Consider the following 17,294-nt stretch of genomic DNA (forward strand, 5'->3'; position numbering starts at 1 on the left):
CCCGTTTCTATCTAATAATTAATCCAGAATTTTTATTAAACCAATCTTTTTGATTATTTAAAGCAAAATCTAAAGTTTCATCAACAACTAAAGAAGATGCCTTATTTTCAAGAATAAATCCACCAATTTGAATATCATCACTTGCTTGAACTTCAATATCAGTTCCAAAAGCTTTCACAAACGCATCTTTGTTTTTGAAATCATCATGAGATACATACATGATAGACTTAGAATCTTTAAAATTTTCAGCAACACGTTGAATTTTTGCTTCTACAAAAGGTAAATATTCATCACTTTTGACAAAAGCTTTTAATTCATCACGTGCCTGATCAAAGATGTTTTTCACATATTCATCTCTTTTTTCAATTAATTTTTTTGTTCTTTCAATATGACTTTCAGAAATTTCTGCAGAAGCGTTAGAACTCATTTCTTCTTCTTCCTGTTTCAATTTTAAATCAGCATCTCTTTTTGCTTCTGCTTTCATAGATTCATAAGCTTCATCTTCAAGAGCTTTCACTTCATTTAAAATTGCCTGTTCTTCGCTTTTTGCCTGTCTTTCAATTTCATCTTTCATATAGAGAAATACTTGATCAATATTTTGCATAATCTATCTCTCCTATAATTTCACTCCAATAGCTTCAGATACATAACCGTCGATTGTTTCACCAATCTTAGAATTTCCATGACGGTCAGGTATTTCTGTAATGAGTGGTTTTTGTTGTTTTAATTTAATCTCTGATATAATATCTGGACACATATCAACTAATTTTGTAGTCACTAAGATAATGGCAATGGATGAATCTCTCATCTTTGACTGTAAAACTTCAAGAAAATCTTTTCTTGTATGCACAACCACACCTTCAATACCTACAAGTCTTAGTCCCATTAATGTATCAATATTATCGCTGATTAAGAAAAATTTCATATAATCAGACCTTTCTTATAAAAATTATAAAGCGTTGATAATTAAGATTGAAATTAATAACCCGTAAATGGCAACCCCTTCACCTAAGGCAACGAAAATCAATGCTTTACCGAAGTTGTTATCATTTTCAGAGAAAGCTCCAATAGCAGCAGGAGCAGCAGCAGCAACGGCAATACCTGCACCTAATGCAGAACATCCAGTTGCTAATGCAGCAGCTAGAAATCCCATACCTTGAGCAACTGTACCAACAATAGAAGCACCTTCAGCTGCGAATGCAGAACCCATTGATAAACATAAAGTTAAAGCAACAGCTCCAAAGAATCCTCCAATATGAGTCATTAAACGCCATTTTGCACTTTCTTTGCTTACTTTAGAAGTAAACATTCTCACTAATGGTAAAGATAATAAAACAACAGCAATAGCAGGTAAAATAAACATAACTAAATTCATAATTTTTTTCCTCCAAATATTTCTTTTTTTATTTTTCTTTAATTGATTGAAAAGGTTTTCCCTTTCCTTCATAGTAACGAGAGAACATTTCATAGAACTCTAGACGTAATACCTGAATACCAACAATCATACCTTCTAGACACATAACGAAGATATTACCAATAATAGCGACTAAAATATATCCAAAATTAATAATTTCTGGACCACCAGCAACCATTTTAGCTAATGTGTAGACAACCATCATCATCCCAGCATGTGATAAGACGAATCCCCCAACACGTAAGAATGACATTGTATTGGCAATGAATGTCAGCATAACTTCAAATAATTCAAAGAAGGCTTCTGTAAAGAATGCTCCAAAACCATGTGGGAACATCTTTTCTCCCTCAAGTTTATGACATAATGGTTCTTTTAGGAAAATCATCACCACTGGCATCGCAATCAACAATGCAATATAGACTGGTCCACCAAGTGGTAAATTCATTCCTACAAGCATATTGGCAACTAATAATAAGACTGAAATATAGAATATAAGTCCTGCCAGTCCATTTTGAGAGAATAACATTTCTCCCCAGTGTTTCTTCTTAAGATTTAAGAAGATATTAAATGCGATAGAAATGATAATCAAAATAACCCCTGTCGCAATGGCTGCCATTAAAAGTGGCATTGTATTTTCTGACTTCATTGGTATAAACATTGGTTCCATAATATAGTGTTCAAACAAATCTTCATTACCAAAGATAGATCCAAAAACAAATCCAAAGATTGTACTTGAAATACCTAAACGTACTCCTACAGCTCCTAGCTGCATACCTTTCCATTTATAGAAGAAGTATCCAACTAATGATAAAACAATCCCTTGTCCAATGTCCCCAAACATCATACCAAATAAGAAAGTATATGTAATCGCAACTAAGTTTGTTGGATCAAAGTCGGTATATGATGGAACACCATACATTTCAACAAACATTCTAAACGGTCTTGAAAACCAGTTATTTTTAAGTTTTGTTGGTGGTGTCAAACGTGAATCACTCATTGGTGAACTGATTTCTACTTTGACATCATCTAATTGCTCAAAATCAGCTTTGATTTTTTTAGCATCTTTGTCTTCCGCAAAACCATAAACGGCGGCATTCTTACCAAAGACAACAACATATTTTTGAGCATCATATGTTTCATTTAATTTTTTAGAAATAGAATAGATATGATTCATTTCTGTTATATTTTCATTAAACAATTTTTCAATTCTCTGATCAAGAACTTGAATATATCGTCTTGCTGTATCATCTTCTTCTTTCAATACTGTTAATGCTTCATTAGGTTTTCCATGAACGAATTCAGGAATATGAATACGTTCAAAATATAATGAAGAGAAGATGTTATCAATTTCAGGAGCGTTATCTGCTGTTGAAATATAACTGCAATAAGTTTCTTTTGTTCCTTTATGAAGAACTTTAAATAAGAATTTCTGTTCTCCATAATATTTTAATTTATCTAAATTCATTGTTGGTAAACGACCAAAACGAATTTGTAAATATTTACAAGAGAATAATCTATCAAAATCAATGTTTGCATCAATCATATGCTCTAATTGAGAGATTGTTGCTTCATTCTCTTGAATCATTGCGAGTAAATCTTCTTTGACTTTTTCAATCTGTGCAGCTTTTTCTAATACATTACAGAAAAATGTATCAGCTTGAATAATATTCATACGAACATTATCAACATCAGCACATTTTAATTGAAGATGATATTTATCCCTTGCTTCTTCCATTCTTGCAATCAAATCAGCATATGGATTTTCACGATTTAAAACCGATAACCCTTGTACTGAATCAGCAAATTTTGAAGCTGGCTCGGGATGAAAATTATCAAGATTAATGAGCTTTAATAACACGGCATCATACTGCTGTGCTGGAAATTCAATTTCCAAAAGCTTTAATTTTGCTATTGCCATATATTTCTCCCTTCCTTATTCTGCTTTTTTCTTTAAAATTGACTTTGCCAAAACAAACACAAGGCAAGCAACAATCACAATAGCAAATGGCATGATTGGTAAATTAATATGTGCTTCATACACACAACCAAAATACACAAGAAGTGCATAAACAATAATCAAACCACAAATTCCCTTCATGGAAAGGACTTTCTCCATTGTTGAATCTTGTAGATACATTTTCTTAAATGCACCAATTGTAAAAGTTCCAACAATCAAAAGAATAATTCCATCAACAAGTTTATAAACTGTTGACAATGGTAATGCTATGGCTGGATAAAGACTGATTGTATAGAAAACATCTCCATAAATAAGTCCTCCAAGCAATGCTGCTACACCAAGTGAAAGAAATAAATTTCCCATTTTTTTCTTTCTCATAAGAAGTCCAAGCAACGCAAGTATAGCTCCAACTCCTAAGTCCCCCAAAAAGATAATAAAGACTGCATAATAAAGTACTGCAATAGCGATTGTTGTATCAATCTTATCTGATTGCTTCACTTTACTTAGCATTTCAAATGGTCTGACAATTTTCGCATTGTGTACAACTGTTGGAGCCACAACTTGCTGATGATCTAAAATATCAGCTGGTAGTTCCTGATACTCCATACCGTTGATATGTTTTAACATATCTTTGAATTCCTCAATCATACGTTTTGGAATAAATCCATAAATTGCACACTTACTTTGGAAATCCACAACAAAGATTTTAAATGACTCTATTCTTTGTAAGAATAATCCTGTTGAATAAAGTTTCAACAAATCAACTTTGTGTGTTTCTCTTAAAATTGTCATCTTTTGATCCATGCGTAAGATATATTCAGTCATCGCATGAACTTCTTCTTCTAATTCCTTTTTTGCATCATTGACTTTCCCATGTACAAATGAAGGAATCACTATTTCTTCAAATCCTAACGCTTTAAATATATTGTCTACTTCTAACAATAAGCTATTTGTAACAATATAACAACAATATACATACTGACGATCTTCACCTAATTTATTAAAAATAAATGGTCGACCTTCATAATATTTAATTTTATCAAGATTTTGTCTATGAAAACGTCCAAATCTGGCTTTTACATATTGACAATTCAATAAATGATCAAGATCTACATCACTCAATGTTAATCTTGTCAAGATTTCTAATGTTTTTTCATTTTCATCTTTTTCCGTAATCAATTGATCTTGAACATCTTTGATATTTTTGATTTGAGCTTCTAAATCACTTAAATATTGATCTATCTGATCAAGATTTAATGTTTTATCAGGAGCCAAATCTTTATTCAAATCCAACTTCATATCAGATGCAACCTGAATCAAACGATCCAATAATTTTGTATAGGCATTATCTTCCTGTAATGCATGTACTCCTTTAACATTATTGACAATCTTTGAAGCAGGTTGAGGATAAAAGTACTTGGAATCTTTGAGTGTAAATAAGACCTGATCCAAATCATGACGATCAAAAGTCATATTTAACAATATCATTTGTTCTATAGCCATATCTTGTCCCCCTAATAGATGAGCATCGCTTCAATCTGACTCGGTGCCTCTCCATATCTTAAACCTTCAATAATATGTTTAAGATTATCAATTTCTACTTGATATACAATTTTATATGTCATATAAACCAATGCACTGTCTGTTGAAAATCTCATGAAACGTCTGGCTAAATTATATCTGATCTTTTCAGTATAATATTCAATATATACAAATTCATGATCATCTACATATAATTTATAAGGTGACTCAGCTAGTTTTCTTAAAAACTCACTGGCATCCTTTGTTTCAATCAGTTCAGACATAACACTTTTTGGAATACGGCTATATTCCATAAATAATGTTTCTCTAATTTGATCTGGCGATGCATTGAAATATTTCTTTAGACGATATATCTTTGTAATATTCTGTAATTCTATAGATGTATTGATCATTGTTAATAAATCTTTACGTTTTTTTCCTCTATACAGCTTATTAACGACATCAACATACTGCGCATAATAAATATGCTTTAATTCTAACTCTAACATATTAGAATCAAATCTTTCATCATCTTTAGGCTTATATTTGAGTAATGCATCATAATACTTTGTTCCTTTTAATAAAAATAACAAACTATCATAATCATTAATAGCCAATAAACCATATAGATCAAAGCTTGCATATTTATTCAAATATTCTGGAATTTCAATTTCATAACCTGTGTAATAATCAGATACAATCAATCTTGCTTTTGTTAAAATCAATTGAATCTCTAATTCCATAACACCTAAGCGATAAAATTCTAATTCCTTTTTTGAAGCAAATCTCATCAAACGATCAAGTCTTAAAAAGATTTCTTTATTTAATAAAGCTTCTAACTGACCACGATGAATATTCACTTCTTTTAAATCAGCTAATATACCACTATAAGCTGTTTCACTTTTTAAATAAGCAACTAAATCATTAATGCTTCTTCTTTTTAAAAGCTCTTCATAATTTTGTTCAGTTAATCTATGTGAATACATAGAACGAGCTTTGGCAAGAATAGCATTTGATGAAAAAGAACTCATACGCTCACCTCTTCTCTATATTTCTTTACAACGATTAACAATGGTAGAAACCCACTCATCTTTATTCTTTTCGTAAAGACTAGAGAGCTGATTTAGTGATTCTTTGTACTCTTGTTCATTTTTGACTCTTGTTTCTTGAATCTTTGCTTCTAATTCTTTTTTATGAGCATCAATTTTCACTTGATATTCTTTGACAAAAGAATCATAGATTTCTTTTTTCTTAGCATTCATATTGGCTTGAACATCTTGTTTTTTCTTCTTAGCTTCTTCAACCCTTTTTGAACACTCTAAATCTACTGAAACAATATCATCAATAATTTTGTCCAAAATAATCCCTCCTCACTTTAATCATTTATTCTCACATAGTTTACTCCTATTTTTTTAACATTTCAAGCAAAACAGTACTTTGTAAAAAAGAATAAAAAACAGTTATATCTTATCAATTTTTCTTATTATGATAAAAAAGTTATTCAAGTATATTTTTCACTCATTTCATCAACATTTTTTAACTTTCCTATCATATATGATATTTTCATTAAGCCTTAGAATAATGAACATGTTGTCGTTTCCATTGTTAATTTTCTTTCACAATCACCTGTGTTTCTATGCCTTGTATTCCATAAGGCTCACGGGTATCTCTTTTGATACATTGTGTCTAATATTCAAAAACAACAATAGCCATAGCATCATTGATATGATGAACGTTTACTTGCTTTGTTACTCATTCAATAGATAAATATGATTTTTGAATTCTATCAATCAAAAAATTCTGATAGATACTTCCATTCCTTCATAAACATTTGCAATAGAAATGAAACAACATTTCAATTCACTTTTAATCATAAAAAAACTGTAACATGTCTCAAAGTCCTGTTACAGTTTTTATTGTATTTATTTTGTTTGAGGTGTTCTAAACATAATATAAATAGGTACAGCCAATAAAACACTACCACCTATAATATTTCCAAGTGTTGATATGAGCATATGTAGTGGCAGCATTGACCAGTCAATTGTTGAACCTAGCTGTGTGATTCCCATTGTAAAAATACCACCATTTGCAATACAGTGTTCAAATCCTGGTAAAACAAATGTCATAACCAAAATCATAATCACAATTAATCTCGCTGTTTCATCTTTAATCTTAACTCCTGAATATGCTGCAACACAAACAATGAAGTTACACAAAATTCCTTTGATTAATAAATCAATGACATCAAAATTTAACTTAGATTCCATAATTCCCTTTAAATAAGGTTGCATAATCGCTTCTTGAGCACCACTTTTAATAAATAAGAAACAAATCAAAGATATACCAATCATATTTCCTATATAACAGACAACCCACATTGGCATAATCTCTCTTAATTTCATGTCACCTCTTAATACAGGCATGATTGTTACAAAACAATTTCCAGTAAATAATTCAGCCCCTAGATAAACAATAGCTACTAAACCAATTCCAAAAGACGCAGCCACAGCAATCTTTCCAACAACACTATGGTCACTTAACATAGCTCCTAATGTATAAGATAAAATAGCAGCCAATCCCAAATATGCCCCTGCCATAAATGCTCTTACAAAGAAACGTTTTGGATCTGTTTTCATTAAATTGATTTTAATATTTGCTAATTTACAAAGTGTTTCAATATCACCAATCATAGTCCCTCTCCTTTAAACCAAAAACATTATATAAGATACGACAAAAAAAGGCAAAACTTTTTCCATGTTTTTCTAAAAAGTTCTTTCTTTGACTTCAATGTAAATGTTTTTTTAAGTTTGTGTTAAAACTTTACATAAACTTAACATAATATATATGTAATATTAACGATAGTTTACAAGAAATTTGTTAAAGTATGAGTGATTAAAAATAAAGGATGGAATCAATAATGAAAAAGTTTGGAATATTAGTTATAGTCTTTATGGTTTGTTTAGCATTTCTTGGATTTTCAGCCAATGCTGATATAGAAACACAAAAAATCAGTTTAAATGGTTCAACATCTATGGAAAAAATGATTAATGCTGTTAAAGAAGGCATTGAAGAAAATTATCCAGAATTATCACTTGAACCACAGTTCACTGGTTCAAGTGCTGGGATTGAAGCTGTTCTCAATGGAACTGCTGATATTGGTAACTCTTCTCGTTATCTCAAAGATGCTGAAAAAGAAAAAGGTTTAACAGAAAATATTGTAGCTATTGATGCGATTGTGATTGTGACAGATACACAAAATAAAGTCGATAACTTAACAACTCAACAGTTAATAGATATTTATAAAGGAAAAATTCGTAACTGGAAAGAAGTTGGAGGAGAAGATCTTCCTATTGTTGTGATTGGGCGTGAGTCTGGTTCTGGGACACGTAGCGCTTTTGAAGAAATATTGAATATTGAAGAACAATGTCAATATGCCAATGAAGTCAATGAAACTGGTCCAATCATTGCAAAAGTCCAGTCTATTCCTGGAGCTATTGGTTATGTATCATTAGATGTTATTGATGAAACAGTAAAACCACTATCTATTGATGGTGTTCAAGCCAGTGAAGAAACAATTCAAAATGGACAATATTCTTTACAAAGACCATTTGTGATGGCAACTAGAGGAGCTATCAACCAACAAAATGAAAATATTCAACATCTTTTCCAATTCATTCAAAGTGAAGACGGACAAAAAATCATACGTGCTGTTGGTCTTGTTCCTGTCGTTGAATAAAGAATCAATAAGAGAGTCTTATTTTCAATATTGAAGATAAAACTCTCTTTTTTTATTTTGTCATTAATAAAAGAGGTAGTTATGATATTGACACTTTTATTTATCTTTTATATACTAAATATCGTTCATACACTGGTTCGAGAGCCAAACCCAGTATAAAAAACTAAGGAAAAGAGATGGCTCACCATCTCTTTTCTGGCTTCTAACTGTTTTTTAGAAGAAAGGAAAATGAAATATGAAAAAGAAAACAAAAATGCAAATGGTTATTGTCATGGGGATTGTTTTCAATGTTATGGGAGCATTCATTGCTATGACACTCTCTATTCCATTTTATATGGATTCTATTGGAACCATATTGGTGGCCGGACTTTTAGGTCCTAAATATGCCATGTTAACTGGTGTATTAGGAAGTATAACGAGTGGAATCACTTTTGATATGTATTCCTTCTATTATGCTCCTGTGCAACTGTTCACAGGCTTCTTTGCTGGATTACTCTATCATGGCAAATGGCTCAAAGGATGGCGTACACCTATTGGTTCATTATTAGTTGGTATTCCAACATCATTATTGAGTGCCTGCATTACAGCTGGTTTATTTAATGGAATCACTTCTGGTGCCAGCAGCACTTTTGTCGTTGTCTTTCATCACTTAGGATTACCATTAGTATTCAGTATCTTGCTTGTTCAAGTTTTTACTGATTACTTGGATAAATTCTTTGCCGTATGTCTGACAAAGGCGATTATTGAAAGAGGACATCTTTATGAGAAATGGGGGATAGCATGGAAAGATACAGCCACATTGAAAACAAGCACAAAAGAGAAATCGTTCTTTTAAAAGCCAGACCATGTGCCTGGTCAAAATGCACATTTTGTGATTATATTGAAGATAATTCTACATGTACAGAAGAAATGATCAAAATCAATCAGGACGTTTTAAGTCATGTCACTGGTGAATATGGTGTTTTAGAAATCATTGACTCTGCTAGTATTTTTGAATTACCTCAAGCAACACTATCACTGATTAAACAAATTATTCATGATAAAAATATTCACACACTCTTTGTAGAAAGTCACTGGATTTATCATCAACGTATTCAGGAAATCAGAGATTTCTTTGGTATTGATATGATTGTAAAAATTGGTGTTGAATCTTTTGATGATGATTTTAGAAATCGTGTTCTCAATAAGAATGCGACTTTTTCAAGCATTGAGGAATTAAAAAAATATTTTGATTCACCTTGCCTGATGGTTGGTATTCAAGGACAAACAAAAGAAATGATTCAAAAAGATATGGATATTTTAACTCATCATTTCGATTATGGAACAATCAATATTTATCGTAATAATTCAACACCTATCAAAAGAGATGAATCTTTAATTCAATGGTTTATGCAAAACTATGCCTATTTACAAGATGATCCACGCTATGACTTTTTATGTGATCCTACTGATTTTGGTGTAGGAGACTAATACAATTGAAATATACAAAAAAATGTACGACACATACATCGTACATTTTTTTATACCCATCACAATATTTATCTATATCCGTTTCCAAAAAATACCCATTCACCTTGAGAGTTTTGAACACATTCATATCTATATCCTGACACAGATGCATTTTTCCCAAATTCAGGTGGTGCCTGAAAAAAGCCTGTATGAAAATCTAAATAAACAACTATAGCATCCTGATACCCATCATGAATCAGATTCTTTTCAAATGTCTGACTTTCCATTCCATCATAATAGACATCTGTTACTGTTATACCATCTTGATCCATATTGGCAAGTGCCTTATCCATAACCAATCGAATATCCTCTCTTTTATGGATTGTATTATGACGAATTTCTCTATTAACTTCAACTGGCTGATTATCAAATATAACGATAAATGCTATCACAACAACTATCATGAATATAATGCCTTTTGTTTTCTTTTTCATATTGATGAGCTCCTTACTTATCTTTAAAAATATAATAGACTTTTATTATATATATTATATAAAAAAGATATGAAAAACCTGTGAATATACAATTCTAATATCTTTGTTTTAAAAGGGATGCACATGCATCCCTATTCCATTGACTCATATCAGGTAAGTCAATACTCTATTCATCAAATACCCAATAAGAATAAGTTGTTGATAAAGTCATATTTAATTTTCTTTGTAAAGCTAATGATGCCTCGTTTCCTACGACAACCTGACAATAAGGGACTTTCTTTTGTTTCAGTAATTCATTCATCAAATAGCTTTCCAACAAAGAACCATAACCGCGTCTTTGATATTCTTTTTTGATTTCTAAAATGCCCATGCTTCCTTCTCGATGCATACCAATAAATCCAGCTAACTGGCCATCATGAAACAATCCCCATAATGCTTTCTTTTCAATACGATCTTTTATATAATCTCGATCACTCATATGATGATAAATATGATAAACATCATCAAGATAATCCTGAGTCAACAGGCGTATAGAAACATGATCAGGGATTGTGAATTCTATTGGCTGAGTTGCCATATAAACTGCCTGATAACAGGCAAAATAATCTTTTTTATGATATTCATTGATCAGTAAATCAACAACTTCTTTTTGTTTGACATTATATAATTGATATTGATCTAAATGGCATTGACTCCATAATCTTTTGAACTTGTCTATATCAGTCATAGAAATCATGATGGACTGACTTTCTCTTTCCAGCATAATCAAGCCATCATCTTCACGATAGAAAACATCTGTCATATTTAAACGTAATGGCTCAATAAAATCAATATCATCAATTGAATCTAATATCATCATTCTACCCTCCTGTATTGATTATATCATGGCAGATGACGAAAGGAAGAACGAATTGATCTTAGTAATGCATAACAAATCACTAAAGCAACAATCAATATCATACATAAAATATAGACATTTGATAATTGTATAGGTTGTTCAATCAGTAATAGATAACCCCATGTAGCTGGACAAAGTTTTCCAATGCTTTCTAAAAAAGAAGGTAATAAAGAAACAGGAAACATAATACCAGATAAAATGATGGATGGTAAAAAGATGATTTGACTGACCATAGTCAGCTTGGCCTGATTATGAACTGCTAATCCTAAAATACAGGCTATACTTAATGATACCAAAACAAATAATATCAACATCACAAAATATAAAACTGGATGAATAGGACATGTTGCATCAAAAAGAAGAGGAGATAAAATATAAATCAGACCGCTCATCATCATTAAATGAATAAATGCTGATAAAAATAAAGACAAAACTGCAAAATATTCAGGTATATGATTGGCCATATACATTTTCTTAATATCTGTTCCATAAATTTCAGCAATAGATGGTGGTAAACCAATATATGCCCCCATAGAAACACCCATGACTGTCATAGATGCCATCAATGTTTCTTGAGACTCAGGCATGATAGATGTAAAAACACTGCCCATCATTAAGAAAAAGAGTAATGGCACTAAATAACATGTGATTAATAATGAACGAGAACGGATATCCATTTTCCATTGTAAATAAATCCCATAACCCAATGCTTTCATATTTCATTTCTCCTTGCGACTTCTAAAAAATGCTGTTCCAAAGTCCCGCGATTGACTGTCATATCTAAAATATCAAGATTTTGATTTTGATAGTCCTGACAGATTTGCATCAATGTCTGTTGAATATGTTGTGTCGTATAAACTTTTTCTCCTTCTTGACTATTGACCTTAATATAATAATATCGTCCAAGTTGTTTCGCTAATTCTTCTACTGTTCCTATAAAAGCCATTTTTCCTTGCCTTAAGATCCCAATACGATCACATAAGCTTTCTACTTCATTCATATCATGACTCGTCAAAACAATCGTCATTCCCTGTTTTTGACATTGGATAATATTTTCATGCAGGGCTTTTCGTCCAGCGACATCTAATCCTGCAGTTGGTTCATCTAGAAAAAGCAAATCAGGATGTCCCATCAAAGCCAATGCCAGATGAAGACGACGTTGCTGTCCTGTCGAAAGTTCCCTATATGTCTGATCAGCTATTTCTTGAATACCTAATGCCTTGACTATATCTTCATCTAACTGTGCATGCTTCCATTTTGAAAACAACTTCATAGCTTCTTTCACTTTCATATAAGCGGGTAAAGCTGAAGATTGAAGCTGAATGCCTATTTGACCATGAATTTCAATCTGTCCCTCATCATATTTTAAAAATCCTTCCAGACATTCTAAGATTGTTGTTTTTCCAGCACCATTCATTCCTAATATGCCAAAGATTTCCCCTTTTTTCACATCAAAACTGACATCTTTTAAAACCTCAAGTGTCTGATATTTCTTTTTCAAATGTGAAACGTGCATAATCGTATCCATCATCATTCCCCCTCAAATGGATTGTATTCTAATTTTTGAAAATAAATTTCTAATGCCGGTTTCAAATAATCATTGACTTCATTTTGTTTTTGAATCCATTCCTGATTTTGTGCATCAGTTAAATGATCAAATTTCATTAAACGTGGTAATAAACTCATATCCCCTTGCGTAAATTCCATAATCAAATTCCAAAACTGACCAGTCATCTGCTGGACCTGTTCATCTTCTGGAGGAAGATGTTTTGCCTTCAGCTTTAAGATGTCTTCATTGAGCTGATGAAAACGTTGAATAAATTCCTGACCACTATCTTTATCAAACTGTTGACGAATATGTTCCAATGTTTCATTATCAAAATGTTTAATTAACCAATAATACTCATTATCCATTTGAAGATTCACAATGATATCTGCATATTTTTTAAAATCAACTGTTTGCATTTGATTGACTTCAACCTTTAAGGCTTTAATGGCTGATAATGTATTTTGAAGCTGTTTGATTTTTTCTTCAATCATGACTTCCTGTTGATGAAGGGCATGTTCTACTTTTTGAGGTGTATCTAAAACTTCTATCCTATTTTTAATATCATCTAAAGTAAAACCTAATGATTTTAAAGATTGAATCTGATGAAGTAAAATCATATCCTGATAAGTATAAAGACGTCGGCCTCCTTCACTTTCACTGCTAGGATGTAACAATCCTTTTTGATCATAAAACTGTAATGTGCGAACAGTTGTTCCCATCTTCTTTGCGAGTTCTCCAACTGTCATATATTTGTGATTATTCATTTTCCATCCCTCCTGCTTTTATTATAATTCATAACGTTACGTCACAAACAAGCATTTTTGTCAAAAATATATGTATAATCTCTTTGTATTTCAATATGAATTCCCCTATAATAAGATTTGGGGTGAAAATATGAAATTACTTGCTAGTGATTTTGATAATACATTATGGTTTGAAGATCATATGAAAGATGAAGATGTCAAAGCCATTCATGAATTTCAAAAACATGGACATCTGTTTGGTATTTGTTCTGGGCGAAGCTTAAGTGGTATTTTACGTCCTTCAAAACCTTATGATATTCAGTATGATTTTTTCATTTTATTAAGTGGGGGACTCATTTTAAATAAGGACTATGAACCTATTTTTGAAAGTCAGATTCCTATATCTTTAGTCAAAGACATCTATGAATTTACCGGCAAACAAAATATGTCGATTGTTCATAATGATGTGACATATCATCTTAATACAAAATTTCAAGATCATATTTTTGATCATGAAATTCATTCTTTCAATGAGCTTCCTTTTACACATATTCAGGCTTTTTCATTTCACTATCAAGATCATGAATTAGACCTGGCTCAAAAGATGACACGTCTCATTATTGACAAATACGGTCATCAAATTGAAGCTTTTCAAAATAATCAACATATAGATTTAGCAATGAAAGGCTGTTCAAAAGGAAAAGGTATTCAAATCATTGAAAAATATTTCCACTTATCACATGATCATATTTATGGAATTGGAGATAACTATAATGATTTACCTATGTTAGATGCCATTCAACATAGTTATTCTTTTGATTATGCTCCCTTACCAGTTCAAAAACATGCCAAGACAATTGTTTCACAATTGTCCAAGTGTATTTTAGATATTGAAAAATAATTTTATTTTTAATAAAAATAAAGCGTCTTTTTTCGCTTATTTCAAAATTATTTATTCATAAATTGACAAATGTATACAAAAATGATATTATCAATGCAATAACAAAGGAGGACATTTTCATGCGGATTTATAAACATGAATATATCATAGCCGATCATATGAGAGTGTCTAGATTGTTGTCAAAGAAAACCATATCTCATGAAGAATGAGATTTTTTATTTAGAGGGGGTATCATATGAAAATTGGTGTTATTGGTCTAGGAACTGTTGGGTTTGGCGTTGTAGAAATCTTAACACAACAAAAAGAAAGATTAGAAAAGCACATTCATGAAGAAGTGACGGTTAAATATGGCTGTGCTTTAAATGAAGTGACTTTACCAGATGGTATCATCTATACCCAAGATTTTCATGATGTTTTAAATGATGATGAAGTTGATGTTGTGGTAGAATTAATTGGTGGAACAACAATTGCTAAAACAATCATTTTAGAAGCCTTAAAAAAAGGGAAACATGTTGTTACGGCAAACAAAGCATTGATTGCACATGATGGCCAGGAAATCTTTGAAACTGCAGCCAAATATCATGCTAAAATCTATTATGAAGCTGCTGTGGGTGGTGGTATTCCTGTCGTTGTTCCGGCTAAAGAAGATTTAATTGCTAATGAGATTGAAAAAATCGAAGGTATTTTAAATGGAACAACAAATTTCATTTTAACATTAATGGAAACAGATAATTTGGATTTTCAGGAAGCTCTCACAATAGCTGATGGCTTAGGATATGTAGAAGCCGATGCCAGCTTGGATTTAGATGGGATTGATGCTGCACATAAGATTTGTATTTTAACTATGAATGCTTTTGAGATTTTCTTTGATTTCAATAAGATTCAATGTACAGGTATTCGAAAAGTCACAAAGAAAGATATAGACTATGCTAAAAAATTAGGATACCGTATTAAGTTGATTGCACAGGCTAAAAAACTTGATCATGGTTATGGAATTGATGTTTCTCCTACCTTAATTGGTATAAAAGACATTGTTGCGAATGTGAATCAAGCATATAATGTAGTAGAAATCACTTGTAATTATTTAGAAAATGTGATTTTCTATGGTAAAGGTGCTGGGCGTTATGTCACTGCCAGTGCTGTTGTGAGTGATATCATCAAAACACATCAACCAACAATATGGCAACATCAATATCAATATGTAGAAGAGATTTATCCAATTACATATTCTAAATATTATATCAGATGTGATCATCCTCTAGATATTGACTATGAAATGTATTATTCTCAAGATCATGATCATATCTACATTACAAATCCTATTGAACTGAATGAGTTAAAACAACAACTTCAAGATGAAACCTATAATTTATTGAAAGTAAGGGGTTAAAATAACATGAAAATAACTGTTCAAAAATTTGGTGGAACCTCAACACGTAGTATTGAAACACGTGAACATATGTATAAAAATATTATTCGTGAACACGATAAAGGCAACAAAGTTGTTGCTGTGGTCAGTGCGATGGGGCGCTATGATGATCCCTATGCAACAGATACCCTTCTATCCATTGTTCATACAGATCAATTGACAGATGAAGAAATTGATCGTTTAACAAGTATTGGAGAAACGATTTCAACACTTGTTGTTAAAAGTGAGCTGGCTAAAAAAGGCTATGTTGTAGATACGGTAACAAACGGAGAACTGGGTATTTTGACAGATTCACATCATCAAAATGCAACGATTACAACCGTAGAAGGAAAACATATTTTAGATAAACTTAAAAATGCTGATATTGTGATTTGTCCAGGATTTCAGGGATATTCTCAAAATGGAAAAATTACCACTTTAGGTCGTGGTGGCAGTGACTTATCTGCTGTTGCTATTGGTGTTGCGATAGATGCCAATGAAGTTGAAATATATAGTGATGTTAACGGTATTTATACAGCTGATCCTCGTATTGTTCCTGATGCGATGAAATTAAATTATATCAGTTATTCAGAAATGCTGGAACTTTCTAAAAATGGCGCTAAAGTTCTCAACCATCGTTGTGTACAATTGGCTGCCAAACATGATATTGTAATTCATGCAAGAAGTTCTTTCGATGAAAGTCAAGGAACATATGTGTTAGGAGATGAAAAAATTATGAAAGATCATTTAAATCAATTCATTATATCTGGAATTACTGGTTCACAAAATGAAGCGAGAATTACTCTCGTTGGTGTTGATGCCAAAGTCAATGGTGCTGGTGAACTCTTTGAAAAAATTGCTGATGCTAATGTCAATGTCAATGTCTTCAGTCAGGCATTAGTCGGTGGCGGTAGAATGGATATTTCTTTAATCATTAATGATAAAGATGTTCCTGCTGTCGTTGAAGTCATTAATGATTTAAAAGAAACATTGCAGGCTAAAAAAACGATTGTGCGAGGAAATATTGGAAAAGTGGCTGTCATTGGTGTGGGTATTAAAAATAATAAAGGTATGTTCCAAAAAGTTTATAATACACTCATGAGTCATGATATTAATGTGGAAATGACTTCTTGTAGTGAAATTAATATTTCTTGTTATATTGATCGAGATGATGTCAAAAGAGCACAGGTTTTATTACATGAAGCATTCTTAGGTTAGGAGGAC

The 17,294-nt window shown here is 31.6% G+C and carries 19 protein-coding genes and 1 riboswitch; of the genes, 6 read left to right on the forward strand and 13 right to left on the reverse strand.

Annotated elements, in window-relative coordinates:
- Positions 1-7: 7 nt before the first annotated feature.
- The 8 genes from B5G32_RS00990 to B5G32_RS01025 form a co-directional block, all read right to left on the reverse strand.
- The gene (locus B5G32_RS00990) at positions 8-604 is read right to left on the reverse strand and encodes a V-type ATP synthase subunit E (RefSeq protein WP_087244119.1); all 597 of its coding nucleotides are present in this window, start codon (positions 602-604) and stop codon (positions 8-10) included.
- 12 nt (positions 605-616) lie between these two features.
- A complete protein-coding gene (locus tag B5G32_RS00995; RefSeq protein WP_087244118.1) occupies positions 617-925 on the reverse strand; it encodes a V-type ATP synthase subunit F in 309 nt (102 codons plus the stop codon).
- Between the two features lie 24 nt (positions 926-949).
- Positions 950-1,375, reverse strand: coding sequence for an ATP synthase subunit C (locus B5G32_RS01000; protein WP_087296817.1), 426 nt, complete (start codon positions 1,373-1,375; stop codon positions 950-952).
- 28 nt (positions 1,376-1,403) lie between these two features.
- The gene (locus B5G32_RS01005; protein ID WP_087935533.1) at positions 1,404-3,332 is read right to left on the reverse strand and encodes a V-type ATP synthase subunit I; all 1,929 of its coding nucleotides are present in this window, start codon (positions 3,330-3,332) and stop codon (positions 1,404-1,406) included.
- A gap of 15 nt (positions 3,333-3,347) precedes the next feature.
- Positions 3,348-4,874, reverse strand: coding sequence for a V-type ATP synthase subunit I (locus tag B5G32_RS01010; protein WP_087935534.1), 1,527 nt, complete (start codon positions 4,872-4,874; stop codon positions 3,348-3,350).
- A gap of 11 nt (positions 4,875-4,885) precedes the next feature.
- Positions 4,886-5,923 carry a V0D/AC39 family V-type ATPase subunit gene (locus B5G32_RS01015; protein WP_087244115.1) on the reverse strand — a complete coding sequence of 346 codons (1,038 nt, stop codon included), beginning with the start codon at positions 5,921-5,923 and terminating at the stop codon, positions 4,886-4,888.
- 15 nt (positions 5,924-5,938) lie between these two features.
- Entirely contained in the window at positions 5,939-6,250 is a 312-nt protein-coding gene (locus B5G32_RS01020) for a hypothetical protein (protein WP_087244114.1), read from the reverse strand.
- 564 nt (positions 6,251-6,814) lie between these two features.
- Complete coding sequence (locus tag B5G32_RS01025; protein WP_087305230.1) at positions 6,815-7,582, reverse strand: formate/nitrite transporter family protein; 768 nt, start codon at positions 7,580-7,582, stop codon at positions 6,815-6,817.
- Positions 7,583-7,809: 227 nt separating this feature from the next.
- Between B5G32_RS01025 and B5G32_RS01030 the strand changes: the two genes are divergently transcribed.
- From B5G32_RS01030 to B5G32_RS01040, 3 genes are all read left to right on the forward strand, one after another.
- Entirely contained in the window at positions 7,810-8,628 is an 819-nt protein-coding gene (locus B5G32_RS01030) for a phosphate ABC transporter substrate-binding protein (RefSeq protein WP_087296822.1), read from the forward strand.
- Between the two features lie 126 nt (positions 8,629-8,754).
- A riboswitch (PreQ1 riboswitch) is annotated at positions 8,755-8,801 on the forward strand.
- 62 nt (positions 8,802-8,863) lie between these two features.
- Entirely contained in the window at positions 8,864-9,463 is a 600-nt protein-coding gene (locus B5G32_RS01035) for an ECF transporter S component family protein (protein ID WP_087935535.1), read from the forward strand.
- A complete protein-coding gene (locus B5G32_RS01040) occupies positions 9,409-10,098 on the forward strand; it encodes a radical SAM protein (protein ID WP_087935536.1) in 690 nt (229 codons plus the stop codon). The genes B5G32_RS01035 and B5G32_RS01040 overlap by 55 nt, the downstream gene beginning before the upstream one ends.
- Before the next feature lie 68 nt (positions 10,099-10,166).
- On the opposite strand, the gene B5G32_RS01045 is transcribed toward B5G32_RS01040, so the two are convergent.
- The 5 genes from B5G32_RS01045 to B5G32_RS01065 form a co-directional block, all read right to left on the reverse strand.
- The gene (locus B5G32_RS01045) at positions 10,167-10,571 is read right to left on the reverse strand and encodes a hypothetical protein (protein WP_087935537.1); all 405 of its coding nucleotides are present in this window, start codon (positions 10,569-10,571) and stop codon (positions 10,167-10,169) included.
- Positions 10,572-10,737: 166 nt separating this feature from the next.
- On the reverse strand, positions 10,738-11,430 hold the full coding sequence (locus B5G32_RS01050) for a GNAT family N-acetyltransferase (protein WP_087296826.1): 693 nt from the start codon (positions 11,428-11,430) through the stop codon (positions 10,738-10,740).
- Between the two features lie 23 nt (positions 11,431-11,453).
- Positions 11,454-12,185, reverse strand: coding sequence for an ABC transporter permease (locus tag B5G32_RS01055; protein ID WP_087935538.1), 732 nt, complete (start codon positions 12,183-12,185; stop codon positions 11,454-11,456).
- On the reverse strand, positions 12,182-12,997 hold the full coding sequence (locus B5G32_RS01060) for an ABC transporter ATP-binding protein (protein WP_087935539.1): 816 nt from the start codon (positions 12,995-12,997) through the stop codon (positions 12,182-12,184). The genes B5G32_RS01055 and B5G32_RS01060 overlap by 4 nt, the downstream gene beginning before the upstream one ends.
- Before the next feature lie 2 nt (positions 12,998-12,999).
- Positions 13,000-13,782, reverse strand: a complete 783-nt coding sequence (locus B5G32_RS01065) for a MerR family transcriptional regulator (protein ID WP_087935540.1) — start codon at positions 13,780-13,782, stop codon at positions 13,000-13,002.
- A 130-nt stretch (positions 13,783-13,912) separates the two neighbouring features.
- Here B5G32_RS01065 and B5G32_RS01070 point away from each other — a divergent pair, with 130 nt between their 5' ends.
- From B5G32_RS01070 to B5G32_RS01080, 3 genes are all read left to right on the forward strand, one after another.
- Positions 13,913-14,662, forward strand: coding sequence for an HAD-IIB family hydrolase (locus tag B5G32_RS01070; protein ID WP_087935541.1), 750 nt, complete (start codon positions 13,913-13,915; stop codon positions 14,660-14,662).
- A gap of 235 nt (positions 14,663-14,897) precedes the next feature.
- The gene (locus B5G32_RS01075) at positions 14,898-16,052 is read left to right on the forward strand and encodes a homoserine dehydrogenase (protein ID WP_087244103.1); all 1,155 of its coding nucleotides are present in this window, start codon (positions 14,898-14,900) and stop codon (positions 16,050-16,052) included.
- Positions 16,053-16,058: 6 nt separating this feature from the next.
- Positions 16,059-17,288: an aspartate kinase gene (locus B5G32_RS01080; RefSeq protein ID WP_087935542.1), complete on the forward strand. Its 1,230-nt coding sequence runs from the start codon at positions 16,059-16,061 to the stop codon at positions 17,286-17,288.
- Positions 17,289-17,294: the final 6 nt, after the last annotated feature.

It is taken from the genome of Massilimicrobiota sp. An80 (genome assembly GCF_002159255.1).
GTDB lineage: Bacteria > Bacillota_I > Bacilli_A > Erysipelotrichales > Coprobacillaceae > Allocoprobacillus > Allocoprobacillus merdigallinarum.